At 45.4% G+C, this 14,398-nt stretch carries 16 protein-coding genes, 1 tRNA gene and 1 riboswitch; of the genes, 10 read left to right on the top strand and 7 right to left on the bottom strand.

What is annotated here, in order from left to right; all coding sequences use genetic code 11:
* Window positions 1–88: 88 nt before the first annotated feature.
* Window positions 89–160, bottom strand: a tRNA-Arg gene (locus AB5I83_RS09830).
* 362 nt (window positions 161–522) lie between these two features.
* Here AB5I83_RS09830 and clpP point away from each other — a divergent pair.
* Window positions 523–1,128 (top strand): ATP-dependent Clp endopeptidase proteolytic subunit ClpP, encoded by a 606-nt coding sequence (clpP, locus tag AB5I83_RS09825; RefSeq protein WP_167833114.1) that lies wholly within the window; start codon window positions 523–525, stop codon window positions 1,126–1,128.
* Between the two features lie 56 nt (window positions 1,129–1,184).
* Here the strand turns inward: clpP and AB5I83_RS09820 are convergent, their stop codons facing one another.
* The 6 genes from AB5I83_RS09820 to trxB form a co-directional block, all read right to left on the bottom strand.
* On the bottom strand, window positions 1,185–1,442 hold the full coding sequence (locus AB5I83_RS09820; protein ID WP_041967465.1) for an HPr family phosphocarrier protein: 258 nt from the start codon (window positions 1,440–1,442) through the stop codon (window positions 1,185–1,187).
* 22 nt (window positions 1,443–1,464) lie between these two features.
* A complete protein-coding gene (gene whiA / locus AB5I83_RS09815) occupies window positions 1,465–2,412 on the bottom strand; it encodes a DNA-binding protein WhiA (protein ID WP_226085834.1) in 948 nt (315 codons plus the stop codon).
* A 127-nt stretch (window positions 2,413–2,539) separates the two neighbouring features.
* Window positions 2,540–3,523 carry a gluconeogenesis factor YvcK family protein gene (locus tag AB5I83_RS09810; RefSeq protein WP_167833116.1) on the bottom strand — a complete coding sequence of 328 codons (984 nt, stop codon included), beginning with the start codon at window positions 3,521–3,523 and terminating at the stop codon, window positions 2,540–2,542.
* A complete protein-coding gene (rapZ, locus tag AB5I83_RS09805; RefSeq protein ID WP_167833117.1) occupies window positions 3,520–4,413 on the bottom strand; it encodes an RNase adapter RapZ in 894 nt (297 codons plus the stop codon). Before rapZ ends, AB5I83_RS09810 begins: the two co-directional genes overlap by 4 nt.
* Before the next feature lie 30 nt (window positions 4,414–4,443).
* A complete protein-coding gene (locus AB5I83_RS09800; protein ID WP_448974924.1) occupies window positions 4,444–4,902 on the bottom strand; it encodes an NUDIX hydrolase in 459 nt (152 codons plus the stop codon).
* Between the two features lie 493 nt (window positions 4,903–5,395).
* The gene (gene trxB, locus AB5I83_RS09795) at window positions 5,396–6,346 is read right to left on the bottom strand and encodes a thioredoxin-disulfide reductase (RefSeq protein WP_448974922.1); all 951 of its coding nucleotides are present in this window, start codon (window positions 6,344–6,346) and stop codon (window positions 5,396–5,398) included.
* Window positions 6,347–6,691: 345 nt separating this feature from the next.
* A riboswitch (TPP riboswitch) is annotated at window positions 6,692–6,800 on the top strand.
* 123 nt (window positions 6,801–6,923) lie between these two features.
* On the opposite strand from trxB, the gene tenA reads away from it, so the two are divergent.
* The 9 genes from tenA to AB5I83_RS09750 all read left to right on the top strand — a co-directional run bounded on the left by tenA (window position 6,924) and on the right by AB5I83_RS09750 (window position 14,335).
* Window positions 6,924–7,613, top strand: coding sequence for a thiaminase II (tenA, locus tag AB5I83_RS09790; RefSeq protein WP_448974920.1), 690 nt, complete (start codon window positions 6,924–6,926; stop codon window positions 7,611–7,613).
* Between the two features lie 27 nt (window positions 7,614–7,640).
* Window positions 7,641–8,222: an ECF transporter S component gene (locus AB5I83_RS09785; protein ID WP_226085838.1), complete on the top strand. Its 582-nt coding sequence runs from the start codon at window positions 7,641–7,643 to the stop codon at window positions 8,220–8,222.
* A gap of 14 nt (window positions 8,223–8,236) precedes the next feature.
* Window positions 8,237–9,706: an ABC transporter ATP-binding protein gene (locus AB5I83_RS09780; protein ID WP_448974917.1), complete on the top strand. Its 1,470-nt coding sequence runs from the start codon at window positions 8,237–8,239 to the stop codon at window positions 9,704–9,706.
* Window positions 9,690–10,490, top strand: coding sequence for an energy-coupling factor transporter transmembrane component T family protein (locus AB5I83_RS09775; RefSeq protein ID WP_448974915.1), 801 nt, complete (start codon window positions 9,690–9,692; stop codon window positions 10,488–10,490). The genes AB5I83_RS09780 and AB5I83_RS09775 overlap by 17 nt, the downstream gene beginning before the upstream one ends.
* 109 nt (window positions 10,491–10,599) lie before the next feature.
* Entirely contained in the window at window positions 10,600–11,226 is a 627-nt protein-coding gene (locus tag AB5I83_RS09770; protein WP_448974913.1) for a thiamine phosphate synthase, read from the top strand.
* Window positions 11,210–12,331, top strand: a complete 1,122-nt coding sequence (gene thiO / locus AB5I83_RS09765; protein ID WP_448974911.1) for a glycine oxidase ThiO — start codon at window positions 11,210–11,212, stop codon at window positions 12,329–12,331. Before AB5I83_RS09770 ends, thiO begins: the two co-directional genes overlap by 17 nt.
* A gap of 14 nt (window positions 12,332–12,345) precedes the next feature.
* The gene (gene thiS / locus AB5I83_RS09760; RefSeq protein ID WP_448974909.1) at window positions 12,346–12,549 is read left to right on the top strand and encodes a sulfur carrier protein ThiS; all 204 of its coding nucleotides are present in this window, start codon (window positions 12,346–12,348) and stop codon (window positions 12,547–12,549) included.
* A 2-nt stretch (window positions 12,550–12,551) separates the two neighbouring features.
* A complete protein-coding gene (locus tag AB5I83_RS09755; RefSeq protein ID WP_448974907.1) occupies window positions 12,552–13,319 on the top strand; it encodes a thiazole synthase in 768 nt (255 codons plus the stop codon).
* On the top strand, window positions 13,316–14,335 hold the full coding sequence (locus AB5I83_RS09750) for a MoeB/ThiF family adenylyltransferase (RefSeq protein WP_448974906.1): 1,020 nt from the start codon (window positions 13,316–13,318) through the stop codon (window positions 14,333–14,335). The genes AB5I83_RS09755 and AB5I83_RS09750 overlap by 4 nt, the downstream gene beginning before the upstream one ends.
* Window positions 14,336–14,398 lie beyond the last annotated feature (63 nt).

Raw genomic sequence — 14,398 nt, 5'->3', positions numbered from 1 at the left:
GAAAATAAAAAAGGCTTTCGAGGAGACCAGACAAAACTTGGACAGTTTTATCTGATCACTCTCAAAAGCCACTTAAATACTTATTCTACGCCCTCGGCAGGAATCGAACCCACATCTCAAGAACCGGAATCTTACGTGCTATCCGTTGCACCACGAGGGCATGTTAATAGTTGGCGTTACGCTTACCTATTATAGGATATGTTCAGTCCCTTTGCAAGCAGGTTTTTTTGGAAGCTCAGGACTGCTATTTGTTTAAAAATAACAATCTTGGGTAAGATGGATACGGTACAGTAAATTGGAATATACATTATTGTCGAACAGTTTATGCAGGCTTTACAAGCGATTCGTTTGACCTTTATTGACCATGCGTGTATCATTAAACTACATAGGTGTTCTGGCAAGCGAACCAGTTTATGCCAGCCTGCAATCTGCCTTTTTAGGGCAGTACCCTGCTTTTATAAAGACTGTTATGCCTTTAGTAAATGCAGTGAAATGATCTTACGTTAAAGGAGGAAAACAAACATGAACTTGATTCCTACAGTTATTGAACAAACGAATCGGGGCGAAAGGGCATATGATATTTATTCCCGCCTTTTGAAGGATCGCATCATTATGCTTGGAAGCGGAATTGATGACAATGTTGCTAATTCCATCGTAGCCCAGCTGCTTTTCCTGGAAGCTGAGAATCCGGAAAAGGACATTTCTATCTACATCAATAGCCCGGGCGGCAGCATTACTGCCGGCATGGCAATCTACGATACAATGCAGTTCATCAAGCCGGATGTACAGACAATCTGTATCGGTATGGCTGCTTCAATGGGTGCATTCCTTCTTGCTGCTGGTACGAAAGGCAAGCGTTATGCCCTGCCAAATGCAGAAGTCATGATCCACCAGCCTCTTGGCGGTGCTCAAGGACAGGCGACAGAAATCGAGATCGCTGCGAAGCGCATCCTTTTCCTTCGCGAAAAGCTGAATACGATTCTTTCCGAGCGCACTGGCCAGCCGCTTGAAGTCATCGCGAAAGATACGGACCGCGACAACTTCATGACTGCTGAGCGCGCGAAGGAATATGGTCTTGTAGACCAGATTATCACTCGCAACGTACTAGAGGAAAAGAAAGACAAGTAAGCTCAATCAAAAACTCGCTCCCTTTAAATGGGAAGCGAGTTTTTTAGTATTTATTTTTAGTTTTCCTTTTGGATGTATTCAGCAAGCTTCTCAACTGCTTCTTCTTCATCATTGCCTTCAGCGATCAGATTCACGGATGCGCCAGCGCTTACAGCTAAGCTCATCAATCCCATGATGCTTTTCGCGTTCACTTTTTTACCGTCTTTCTCGAGAAAAATATCGGATGAGAACCTGTTTGCTTCCTGCACGAACAATGCCGCAGGACGAGCCTGTAAACCCGTTTTCAACTTCACTTCCACCTGTTTTTCAACCATTGCTTTTTCCTCCTCTAGCCCTCTATTTATTTGTAATTTGCCCGGCACGCAGTTTATCTGCTATTTCATCGATCTTTCGCAGCCGGTGATTGATTCCTGATTTGCTGATTGATCCCCCGCTGACCATTTCGCCCAATTCTTTAAGGGTGACATCCTGGTAGTCGACACGGAGCTGAGCGATTTCCCTCAGTTTATCCGGCAAAATTTGCAGACCGACTGTATCCCGTATGTAGCGGATATTTTCCACCTGTCTTAATGCAGCACCAATCGTTTTATTCAAGTTAGCTGTTTCACAATTCACAAGACGATTAACTGAATTTCTCATATCGCGGACAATCCGGATATCCTCAAATCGCAGCAGTGCATTATGGGCGCCAACGATGTTCAGGAACTCTGTGATTTTTTCCGCTTCCTTCAAATAGGTGATGAACCCTTTTTTGCGCTCAAGCGTTTTGCTGTTCAGGCCGAATGTATTCATCAGTTCACATAATGAGTCATTATGCTCCTGGTACATGGAGGCAATCTCCAAATGATAGGAAGATGTCTCCGGATTGTTCACAGAGCCTCCTGCGAGAAATGCGCCTCTTAAATAAGAACGCTTACAACATTTCTTTTTCACGAGTTCCGGCGAAATTTCGTGGATTATTTCAAAGCCTTCTCCTAAAATCTTTAAATCCTCCAGAATTTCCCTGGCTGATTCCTTAAGGCGGACAATATAAACATTATTCTTTTTCAGCCGCATTTTTTTACGCACCAGCAGCTCGACCTGAACCTGATAACTTTTTTTGATCAAGGTATAGATGCGTCTGGCAATCGCGGCATTTTCCGTCTGTATGTCTACGATGAGTTTGCGATTTGAGAAGGAAAGGGAACCATTCATCCGGATTAAAGCGGACAATTCCGCGTCAGCGCAGCAGCCCTTCACGTCGATATTCGTGAGTTCCTTTTTTGTTTCCGAAGCGAACGACACCTTCTCACCCCCCTGGTTATATAGCGCCGGCTTAAGCACAGCAGCTGATTTTGTCTTTTTCTGTTAGGCCCCTGAAGAATACCAGTGCACCTACCCCAAAAGAGAGACAAACGCTTGCATCCTATATTTACGCGTTATATCTCTTTTTGGTTTCATCTATTATCATAGAATATAAAATTTCTGAAACTTTTTTTGTATCATGCCTGATGACATTGCCGTCGAGTTCTGCGATTTCATCCTGGACGACTTCAATTCCAAGTGCCGTCAGCCGGTCAAGGTCAAAATGGACAGGCTGTGCTAACTCCTCTTTATAGCGCAGCTCGACATCCGGCGGGATGGTCTCACTGTTCACAAGGATCGTATCAATAAAAGCACAATCCATATGGTCATAGATGGCTTTGATATGATCACTGGCGGCAAAATCATGCGTCTCACCTGCCTGTGTCATCAGATTGCAGATATATACCTTGCGCGCTTTCGCTTTGCATACTTCCTTGCCCAGCCTCTTTACGAGCAAGTTCGGCAAGATGCTCGTATACAAACTGCCCGGACCGATCACAATCAAGTCAGCTTCCCTGATGGCCTGGAGCGTTTCAGGCAAAGGCTTTACGCCTTCCGGATTCAGAAAGACCCTTTTGATCCTTTTTCCAGAGTAAGGAATCTTGGACTCGCCCCTGACAATGCTGTCATCCTCCATCACTGCATTCAGCATGACACTCCTGTTTGCTGCCGGCAGTACTTTCCCGCGGACATTCAAAACCTTGCTCATTTCCTGGATCGCATGCACAAAGTTTCCGGTGATTGATGTCATCGCAGCAAGGATCAGGTTTCCGAGCGAGTGGCCAGACAATTCATTTGCTGTATTGAACCGATGCTGGAACATCTCTTCAATCAGCGGCTCCACATCTGATAGTGCTGCCAGGACATTCCGGATATCACCGGGCGGAGGAATATGCATATCCTCCCGTAAACGGCCGGAGCTTCCGCCATCATCTGCAACCGTGACGATGGCCGTAATATCGACAGGGTGCTTTTTCAATCCGCGCAGCAGGACAGGGAGTCCGGTTCCACCCCCGATGATGACGATTCTCGGCAAACCATCATTCATCATTTTAGAAGTCCCTGCCTTTTATCGATATCACGGTGAGTCACACGGGTATGATAGTCCTTTTCGAAAAACTTGGCGATATGTTCTGCCAATGCAACGGAACGATGCTGTCCGCCTGTGCAGCCAATGGCGATGATAAGCTGCGCCTTTCCTTCCCGCTTATAATGCGGAAGCATGAAACTAAGCAGGTCCGTCACTTTTTCCAGGAACTTGGACGTCTCATTCCATTTTAAAACATATGTCGACACGTCTTCATCAAGACCAGTTTTCGGACGCATATGCTCGATATAATGCGGATTCGGCAAAAAGCGGACGTCAAAAACCAGGTCGGCATCAATCGGTATTCCGTGCTTGAAACCAAAAGACATGACATTCACGGTGAAAATTGTCTTTTTATTCACGGAAAACTCTTCAAGAATCTTTTCGCGGAGATCCTTCGGCTTCATGCCCGTTGTTTTATAGATAAGCTGCGCCCTTCCCTTCAGCTCTTCCAAAAGCTCGCGCTCAAGCTGGATGCCTTCAAGCGGCAGTCCTGATGGAGCTAACGGATGTGAACGCCTTGTTTCTTTATAGCGGCGTACTAGTGTGGAATCCTCCGCATCAAGGAACAATACTTGCGGTGTCACCCATGAAGTTTCCGCCAAATCATCAAGCGCTTTGAATAAAGAGTCAAAAAATTCACGTCCTCGCAAATCCATGACAAGCGCCACTTTGTTCATTTTTGTGCCAGATTCCTTCATTAACTCCAGGAATTTCGGGAGCAATGTCGGCGGCAGATTGTCGACGCAGAAGAATCCTAGGTCTTCGAAGCTCTGGATCGCGACGGTCTTACCTGCGCCAGACATACCTGTTATAATGACGAGCTGGGTATCAGTGCTTGAACCGGTACTCATTTCTCTTTCCCCCTGCAAATTATTATATGATCAGTTTGGATCGAGCCTGTAGTTGATCAGCTCAAAATCCGGTGTATAAGTAAAGGTGCCATAGATAATTCCTTGTCCATGGACCATGTATTCCAGTATGTGATGGTCTCCCGCTGCCATTGGCAGGTCTTTGATGTCATCAAACTCATGCCATTCAAGGGTTCCTTCCTCACATTCATCCAGGTTGATTCCATCCGCCTCGGTAGCGTAAAACGTGAACATCATCCATTCCGATACGACTTGATCATCTTCCTTGATGACAAATGTAAAAATCCCTTTGATTTGAGGATTGCGAAGATAGATCCCTGTTTCTTCACGGAATTCCCTGACACACGAATCCTTCACGGTTTCTCCTGGTTCCATTTTTCCGCCTGGAGCCACCCACCAATTTCGGCGCGGCTTTTGCAGCAGTAAAATTTTTTCATCTTTTACTAAAACACAATTCGTCACTCGCTGCATCCAATCCACCTCTTTATATATGCGTGCAATAGGCACGTTAACGTTTTCATTATCCAAGCTGTTCCAGAGTCCAAACAACATCCAAAATCAGCTTTTACGAAAAAACAATCATGTAAGATAGCCGAACTTTTATTCTTTCCATTATACTATTTTTAGTTTTTCGCCACAATGAATACAAAGATGATATTTTTGTTAAAGAATGATGAGGAACATTGAATAAGAATTTTAGCATGGATATGGTGTTATAATCCTTTGAAAAAGCCTGTTTCACTTTTTGGCAAAAAAAAGAGCACAGGATAACCTGTGCCGTCAAAGGATTATATTTTTAAAAGGGGGTCAATTTCTATTCCTATAATACCCCATGATTGTTTCACTACTGTTACAGTAGAATTAATAAATAATTACGTTTTGTTAATTTATGCCGAGACATGCTGTTTTTACCATAAGCTTGGAAAAAACCCGCTGATGTAATCCAGCGGGTTTGGCGTCTATATTATGCGTTTGCTTTCAATTCTTCAACCAATTCTTCTACATAGTGCTGTGCGTTTTGCGCCGCGATACTGCCATCGCCTGTAGCTGTAACGATCTGGCGTAGTGTTTTTTCACGAATGTCGCCAGCCGCGAAGATTCCAGGCACTTTCGTTTCCATCTGTTCGTTCGTTTCGATATAGCCATTGCTGTTCGTGATGCCGAGGCTTTCGAATGGCTTTGTCAAAGGAACCATTCCGATGTAGATGAACACGCCATCTGCCGCGAATTCCTGCTCAGCGCCATCCTGTGTTGAAACAAGGGTTACGCTGCCGACCTTGCCATCTTTATCGTTGATCTGCTTGACTGTATGATTCCAGATAAAATCAATCTTGTCATTGGCAAATGCACGGTCCTGAAGGATTTTTTGGGCACGAAGCTCGTCACGGCGGTGAACGATTGTCACTTTTGAAGCGAAGCGAGTCAAGTACACGCCTTCTTCTACCGCTGAGTCTCCGCCGCCGACCACAACAAGTTCTTTATTTTTGAAAAATGCGCCATCACAAACCGCACAGTAAGATACACCGCGGCCGCCTAACTCCTGCTCGCCAGGAACGCCAAGCTTTTTGTACTCCGCTCCTGCAGAGATGATGATGGAGCGCGCTTTGTATTCCTTGTTGCCAGCCTTGATTGTTTTATATTCTTTGCCGTCGATGACTTCTTTTACATCGCCGTAAGCATATTCCGCACCGAACTTTTTCGCGTGGTCGAACATTTTCGTCGAAAGCTCAGGTCCAAGAATGTGGTCAAATCCCGGGTAGTTTTCCACTTCTTCTGTATTGGCCATTTGTCCGCCTGGCACCCCGCGCTCTAGCATCAATGTAGACAAGTTCGCACGTGATGTATAAACAGCAGCCGTCATCCCAGCTGGTCCAGCTCCGATGATAATGACGTCATAAATTTTCTCTTCTGACATGGTGTACAACTCCTTTGAATATCATAATCCGTTAAATTTCGGTTTCATACCATAATTAGTATTTCCTGCCTAAACATATCCTATAAAACAACTGTACCATAGTCCAAAAATATGCTTAAGTTCACGGAATTGACATACACTTCTTCTTATACCCTTTAATGTATACAAAATTCATAAATCACGTCTTATTGCTAAATAGTACAAACTTCTACCCAAAAATCCAACGAATCATCCCTTCTTGTTATGCAAGACCTTATTTGTGAATTTTGATGCCAGCTTCAATATTGACAATTTTGTGAAGGATGATATGATAATTTACAGAAAATAAGATTAATAATAGAATTGTTTTACCGCTAGGGGAGCCTTTCGTTAAGGCTGAGATTAAAGTGAAACTTTAAGACCCTTTGAACCTGATCTGGATCATACCAGCGTAGGGAAGTGGAGTATCTGGAGCATCATGCTTTTATCTTGCTGCCAATACAGCCACTTTCTGCCTGCAGAAAGTGGCTTTTTTATTGGAAAAAAACAGCATTCTTCACCATAAGGATGTTGAAAAATTACTTATCAGGAGGTTGTTATGTCTACTTTTACACAGTTGATCCGTCAAGAAGCAAGGGAAATTTGGGAAGCAAACTTGGACCATCCATTCGTGCAAGGAATCGCAAAGGGAGCTTTACCGCTTGAAAACTTCCGTTATTATGTCTTGCAGGATTCTTACTACCTTTCCCATTTTGCCCGCATCCAGGCCATTGCCGCATCAAGAGCCGAGGAATTATCAACCACAGCAAAAATGGCGGCCCATGCGCAGGGTACATACCAGGCTGAGCTTGGCTTGCATGAACAATTCATAGGTCAGCTCGGTGTCACTAAGGAAGAACTTGAAAACTTCAGCCCGGCGCCTACAGCCTATGCGTATACCTCCCATCTTTACCGTGTAGCTGCTTCCGGCAGCCTTGGGGAAATCATTGCCGCCATCCTTCCCTGCTACTGGATTTATTACGAAATTGGAGAACAGCTGAAGCATGCATCACCTGCAACTCCTATTTACCAGGAATGGATCGCTGCGTACGGAAGCGATTGGTTCAGCGAGCTTGTAAACGAGCAGCTCACCCTCCTTGATGCCATTGCCGAAAGTGCTTCCGATAAAGAAAGAGAAAGAATGAAGCAGCATTTTATCTACAGCAGCCATTACGAGCTTAGGTTCTGGGAAATGGCCTGGACACTTGAAGGCTGGTCGGTAAACAACGAAAAAACAATCGTCCAGTAAGCTGGAGAACAGAAGGGGAGATGAAAAATGTCAAAAGGATTAAAACTGACAGATATTTTAGTTACTGTCGTTATTTCAATTGCGTTCGGGATTATCTATAAAATTTGGGGGCCACTATACTACGCGCTCAAGCCGCTAGGGCTCCATCTAGATCAATTCATCTATGGAATGTGGTTCATCGCTGCAATAGTCGCTTTCCTGGTTATCCGAAAACCTGGCGTTGCTCTTCTGGCCGAGGTAGCCGCTTCATCCGGGGAATTCCTGATGGGTTCTGAATTTGGACTTGAGGTATTGATCTACGGCTTTGTCCAGGGATTGTTTGCGGAGCTGGTTTTGATGGCTTTTGGCTATAAACGTTCTGGAGTGATTGTTGTCAGCCTTGCCAGTATTGCAGCATGCGCAGGCTCACTGATGATGGACTTTTACAAAGGGTATATCGAAGACCTGGCCGCGTGGAACCTTGCATTATTAATTGCCATGAGGACTGCAGGGTCCATTCTATTCTCCGGCCTGCTGGCACTGGGGATTGCAAAAGCGCTGGAGCGGACAGGAGTTGCAAATATCCTTAGACCAGCTTCTCAAGATGACTTTGATTCTTTGAACCAATAAACAGGGGTGATTGGATGCCAATAATATCTTCATTTAAAAAGCTGAGATTGAAGTTTCCTGGCACGAAAGACCTTCTCTTCAAGGACCTATCCATATCATTTAAAAAAGGAGAAAAAGTGCTCCTGCTTGGTCCTTCAGGATGTGGCAAGTCGACTCTGTTACAGGCACTTTCGGGGCTGATCCCAAATTCCGTTGATGTGCCGATTAAATTCGAAAGCAGTATTCATCCTGAATCCTGGGGGTTTGTCTTCCAGGATCCAGACACCCAGTTTTGTATGCCATATGCGGATGAGGAAATTGCTTTTGTATTGGAAAACCTGAATGTCCCCAGAGAACAAATGCCCAAAAGGATTGACGAACTTTTGTCGCTTGTAGGTCTTGATCTTAAGGACCACCATTCCAGGATCAATACCTTTTCCGGTGGTATGAAACAGCGGTTGGCCATTGCATCTGTTCTTGCCCTTGATCCAGAGGTCCTGTTCTTTGACGAGCCTACCGCGATGCTCGATCCAGAAGGGACAGAGATGATCTGGGAAACGGTAAAAAACATATCCACTGATAAGACAGTGATTATCGTAGAGCATAAGATTGAACACGTTATCGACTTTATTGACCGGATCATTGTGTTTGATGCAGCAGGAACCATTATTGCCGATGGCAACCCCGAGTCCGTTTTTGTTTCCTGCAGAAATGAATTTTCGAAAAATGGAATCTGGTTCCCGGGAGTATGGGATCAGTACAGAGCACCTTCATCCGTTTCAAGCAAGCCAGATTTCCAACTTAAGAAGGAAGTATTTTTAGAAAACTTTATAGGTTTCCGTCATAAAGAAACCAAAATCAAGATCAAGCATGCTGAAGCGAAGTCTGGCGACTGGATTGCGGTAGCTGGCAAAAATGGAGCCGGCAAAAGTACCTTGCTTTTGTCGCTCATCCAACTGCTGAAAACGGAAGGGACCTATCAAGTAAACGGACGGAATATTCGGCGTAATAAAGACATTTCCAGTGAAGCTGGTTTTGTTTTTCAAAATCCTGAACTTCAATTCGTTGCGAATACAGTTTTTGAGGAGCTCGCGTTTACTTTCCGGCAAAAACAAGATGAACAAGAAACCATTGAGAAAAAGGTTACCGAGCTGTTGATGCTGTTCAATCTCTCAGGCCAAAAAAGTCTTCATCCATACCAGTTATCGATGGGCCAAAAGCGCCGCCTTAGCGTTGCGACAGCCGTTGCCCAGAATCCTGCCATCCTTCTTCTTGATGAACCGACTTTTGGCCAGGATTCAAAAAATACATTTGCCCTGCTTGAACTTTTAGAAAGTTACCGAAAAAGCGGGCACATCATTATCATGGCCACCCATGATAAGAACATAATCGAGCACTTTGCTACAAAGATATGGGATATCATTGACGGTGAAGTGGTGCCGTACGACAAAGAGATAGAAGAAAAGGCAATTTCAGCGGAGGCCAGCCATGCATATTCAATTTGACAATAAAGTGACCTGGCTTCATAAAATCAACCCCAGCGTGAAACTATTGGGAGTCGCATGCCTGTTTTTTGCTGTCCTGTTCATCCATAACCTGAACGTGATGATCCTCTTCACTTTGGGACCTGCACTATTGTTTCTCTTTTTTACAAGTCATCCTTTCAAGCGAATTCTGCTATTCTCTATTCCGTTTCTGCTGATTTTCCTTTCGACTTCTTCGTCGATGATCTTGTTCGGAAAGGGAGAGTTGACCCTATTTAAATGGGGCTTGATCCATATCACACAGGAAAGTCTTTTTAGGGGAATACACCTGGGTTTCAGGGCACTCGTCTATGCGATGCTTGGACTCACCTTCGCGCTGACGACCAGTCCGGTCCTGCTGTTCTACTCCTTGATGCAGCAGCTGAAGCTGAACCCAAAATATGCATACAGCTTCATGGCAGGCATCCGGTTGATCCCAATCATGATTGAAGAGGCAGCCACCATCAGATATGCGAGGACGGTCAGAGGAATCCAGAATACCTATACGGTTGGAGGAATTTTAACATCCATCAAAGGCTATTCCATTCCCCTGCTTTCCCAAAGCATACGCCGCGCATACAGAATCGCGGTGGCAATGGAAGCAAAACGGTTCACACAAAGCAGAAAGCGCACCTATTACTATGAAATAGGCTTTTCCAGGTACGACCTGCTTTTCATAGCTTACTTCGCCATAATTCTGTCGCTTGTCTTTTACATTTCCGGACATTATCCGCTTTTCCCTGCAGTCGATGTCCGGTCATTATGACACCATGATAAGTTTCCCGTCATGCTGCTTTAATTTCTTAAAAAACAAGCCAGCCTTCGAATGCTGCAGGTTCCATGAACACCAATGCTGGTCTTGAGAAAGGTGAATAATGAAAAAACAACTGCATGTCATATCAGACGGAAAGCTCACATTAAAAGCATTTGCCGACATTGCCGGGAAAATCAACCCATTCATTGACAGATTTCATTTGCGTGAAAAAAAGCTCACTGCAAAGGAAGTCGCCGCTGGAGTCGAAATGCTTCTTTATAAAGGAATACCTTCCGAAAAAATCGTTGTCAATGATCGAGCTGATGTCGCCTGGTCATATAACACCTGCGTCCAGCTCGCCTATCACAGCCTTCCAATCGCCCTTGTCAAACAACAATTCCCGGGAATTACGGCTGGCTGTTCCGTTCATTCATACAGTGATGCCCTTGAGGCAGTAAGAGAAGGTGCAGACTTTCTTCTTTATGGCCATATTTTTGAGACTCAGTCTAAAGAGGGCCTGCCAGGGAAAGGCCTTCATGAATTGACAGCGATAAAAGCAAATGTGGAAATTCCCGTTATTGTCATTGGCGGCATTAAGCCTAGAAACGTCGATTCGGTAATATCGGCCGGGGCAGACGGAGCAGCTGTGATGTCAGGAATCCTTCAATCCAATGATCCCGTTCATGCCGCTTGGTGCTATTCACAAAAAATCAACCACGGAGGTACTCTGCATGAAAAAGACTTATGATGCCATCATAATTGGCGGCGGCATCAATGGCAGTTCGATTGCCTATCAATTATCAAAACGAGGACGAAGTGTCGCCGTAATAGAAAAAGGACGGCTGGCTGGCAAAGCATCCGGCGCAGCAGCCGGGATTTTGGGAGCTCAAACAGAACTTACAGATGATGGGCCCTTATTCCAATTCGCCCGAAAAAGCCGCGCCATGTTCCCTGAATTGGCAAGAGAGCTTGAAGAGCTTTCGGGTGTCCATGTCGGCTTACAGAATAAAGGCATGTACAGGGTGGCTGCAACCGAAAAGGAAGCCTTTGATTTAAAGGCATTGATTGAATTTCAGACAAAATCTGGTGAGAAAGCAGAATGGCTGGCCATTGAAGAATTAATGGAATGGGAGCCTAATGTTTCAAACAGCCTGCTTGGAGCCATGTTCATCCCGGAAGACGGCCAGGTGGATGCACGTGAGTTGACCATTGCCTTCGCAAAAGCAGCAATGGTGAACGGAGCAGAGTTTTACGAGTTTACGAGTGTTAATGATTTGATCATTGAGAATGAAAAAGTATTGGGCGTAAAAACCGACCATGGTCCTGTTTATGCAGAGTCAGTCGTGGTCGCAACAGGCGCATGGAGCCCCTTTTTAACAGAGAAAACCGGTCTTTCCCTGCCAATTTCTCCTGTAAAAGGAGAGTGCTTTTCCGTACTTACAGATAAGCCGCTCATCAAGGGAACTATTTTTTCTCATGGATGCTATATCGTCCCAAAGAAATCCGGGAGACTAATTGTCGGTGCAACAGTAAAACCGAATTCCTTTGATGAAAGAGTAACAGTAGATGGAATCTCTACCCTTATGGAAAAAGCAAAGCTCCTTGTGCCTGGCATTGCAGATTCCGAAATGGAGCGGGCGTGGACCGGGATTCGGCCCCTGTCCGAAGATGGCTTGCCTTTTTTGGGGGAGCATCCATCATGCCGTAATTTATTCATTGCAGCCGGGCATTTTCGGAATGGAATTTTATTGTCGCCTGCAACCGGGGAACTGATGGCGGATTTGTTGGATGGGAAAACGCTGGATTCAGGACCCTTCCGGCTGTCACGGATTACTGAGAGCGTAAGAGCATGAAAGGAGAATTAGTCATGGAGCTGGTTATAAATGGGGAAAAGATGAACATTCCTGGCCAAATTAAAACTGCATCAGAGCTATTAAACTATTTTCAGCTTGAAGAAAAAGTTTTAATCATCGAATTAAATGAAGCTATTTTAGAAAAAAGTGCCCATCAGGATACAAAGCTGTCCGATGGTGACCGAATTGAGATTGTACATTTTGTAGGAGGCGGATGATCATGCTAAAAATTGGACCATACGAATTTAACTCCCGTTTATTGCTGGGGACCGGTAAATACCCTGACTTTGATATCCAAAGGAAAGCTGTAGAGGAATCCGGCACAGAGGTGCTTACTTTTGCTGTTCGGCGCATGAATATCTTCGAGGCAAACCAGCCCAATTTTCTAGAACAGCTAGATTTAAAGAAATACAAGCTCCTTCCAAACACAGCAGGAGCTAAGACCGCAGAGGAAGCTGTCCGGATTGCGAGACTTGCCAAGGCCTCAGGGCTCTGTGACATGGTGAAGGTCGAAGTCATCGGCTGTGACAAAACACTTCTCCCTGACCCGGTCGAGACACTAAGAGCTTCAGAAATTCTATTAAATGAAGGATTTATCGTTCTGCCTTACACGTCAGACGATGTTGTTCTGGCAAGGAAGCTGCAGGAGCTCGGCTGCCATGCCGTCATGCCTTGCGCCTCGCCAATCGGCTCTGGACAGGGAATCATCAACCCTCTTTATCTAAAATTCATCATTGAGCAGGCAACCGTACCGGTGATTGTCGACGCCGGGATAGGCAGTCCGGCAGATGCGGCTGCTTCCATGGAACTCGGAGCGGATGGTGTCTTGCTGAACACTGCCGTCTCTTCAGCGAATGATCCGGTAAAAATGGCTAAAGCTATGAAGCTAGCAGTAGAAGCGGGCAGATTTGGTTTCGAGGCCGGAAGAATGCCGAAAAAGCATTACGCTTCCGCCAGCAGCCCTGCTGAAGGGATGATCTTTAGTTGACCAGCAGGTACTCCCGCCAGGAATTATTTTCGCCAATCGGCAAAAAAGGCCAGGAAAAGCTTCGGAGCAAGCATGTCTTAATGATCGGCGCAGGCGCTCTAGGCGCGGCAAATGCCGAATTCCTCACCAGGGCCGGAATTGGCAAACTGACAATTGCCGACAGGGATTATGTGGAATGGAGCAACCTTCAGCGGCAGCAGCTTTATTGTGAAGAAGATGCACTGGATAGAATGCCAAAAGCAGTGGCATCAGCCAGAAGGCTAAGGGCCATTAATTCGGATGTAGAAATCATCCCCCATGTAGTGGATGTCGGCGTCCAGGAGCTGGAACAATTGACCGATGGTGTGGATTTGATCATCGATGCGACGGATAACTTTGATATCCGCCTGTTGATCAATGATATATCGCAAAAGTATAAGATTCCCTGGATTTATGGAGGCTGTGTCGGGAGCTATGGCTTGAGCTTCACGATTCTGCCCGGGACGACCCCATGCCTCAACTGTTTATTGGAGACAATTCCATTGGGAGGAGTGACCTGTGATACAGCCGGTGTGATCCAGCCTGCCATTCAGATGGTTGTCGCGCACCAATCAGCGGAAGCGCTAAAAATCCTGACAGGTGACGTCGATTCTCTGCGATATAAACTTGTCTCATTCGATGTATGGAACAATCAGTATCGAACAATCAACGTCTCTTCCCTGAAAAAGGCATCCTGCCCTTCGTGCGGAGAAGACCAGACATACCCGTTCCTCTCTTATGACAACCAGACAAAGGCTGCCGTCCTCTGCGGAAGGGATACGGTCCAAATCAGGCCAGGGGCCAATCAGGTAAGGAATCTCGACCATTTGGAGAGGACGCTGGCCGCACAAGGAATCAAGACACAGCGCAATCCATTTCTGCTTTCTTTTACAGTCGATTCAGCGAGATTGGTTGTTTTCAAGGATGGAAGGGTATTGGTCCATGGAATCAAAGACATTTCCGAAGCAAAAACACTTTACCATCGTTTCATAGGCTAACTCAGAATGCAGTGTCATTGCCATATCGGGCAATGACACTTTTTCCATGAAAAAAGCTAACCC

The organism is Mesobacillus sp. LC4 (assembly GCF_053543455.1).
This window is presented reverse-complemented; position numbering and strand designations above follow the sequence as displayed.

Excerpts from the sequence above, each read along its gene's own strand:
- tenA (WP_448974920.1), top strand. The coding sequence starts at position 6,924 with ATGTCTACTTTTACACAGTTGATCCGTCAAGAAGCAAGGGAAATTTGG.
- rapZ (WP_167833117.1), bottom strand. The coding sequence starts at position 4,413 with ATGAGTACCGGTTCAAGCACTGATACCCAGCTCGTCATTATAACAGGT.
- AB5I83_RS09770 (WP_448974913.1), top strand. The coding sequence starts at position 10,600 with ATGAAAAAACAACTGCATGTCATATCAGACGGAAAGCTCACATTAAAA.
- AB5I83_RS09810 (WP_167833116.1), bottom strand. The coding sequence starts at position 3,523 with ATGATGAATGATGGTTTGCCGAGAATCGTCATCATCGGGGGTGGAACC.
- AB5I83_RS09775 (WP_448974915.1), top strand. The coding sequence starts at position 9,690 with ATGCATATTCAATTTGACAATAAAGTGACCTGGCTTCATAAAATCAAC.
- clpP (WP_167833114.1), top strand. The coding sequence starts at position 523 with ATGAACTTGATTCCTACAGTTATTGAACAAACGAATCGGGGCGAAAGG.
- trxB (WP_448974922.1), bottom strand. The coding sequence starts at position 6,346 with ATGTCAGAAGAGAAAATTTATGACGTCATTATCATCGGAGCTGGACCA.
- AB5I83_RS09755 (WP_448974907.1), top strand. The coding sequence starts at position 12,552 with ATGCTAAAAATTGGACCATACGAATTTAACTCCCGTTTATTGCTGGGG.
- AB5I83_RS09820 (WP_041967465.1), bottom strand. The coding sequence starts at position 1,442 with ATGGTTGAAAAACAGGTGGAAGTGAAGTTGAAAACGGGTTTACAGGCT.
- AB5I83_RS09800 (WP_448974924.1), bottom strand. The coding sequence starts at position 4,902 with ATGCAGCGAGTGACGAATTGTGTTTTAGTAAAAGATGAAAAAATTTTA.
- AB5I83_RS09785 (WP_226085838.1), top strand. The coding sequence starts at position 7,641 with ATGTCAAAAGGATTAAAACTGACAGATATTTTAGTTACTGTCGTTATT.
- AB5I83_RS09780 (WP_448974917.1), top strand. The coding sequence starts at position 8,237 with ATGCCAATAATATCTTCATTTAAAAAGCTGAGATTGAAGTTTCCTGGC.
- thiO (WP_448974911.1), top strand. The coding sequence starts at position 11,210 with ATGAAAAAGACTTATGATGCCATCATAATTGGCGGCGGCATCAATGGC.
- thiS (WP_448974909.1), top strand. The coding sequence starts at position 12,346 with ATGGAGCTGGTTATAAATGGGGAAAAGATGAACATTCCTGGCCAAATT.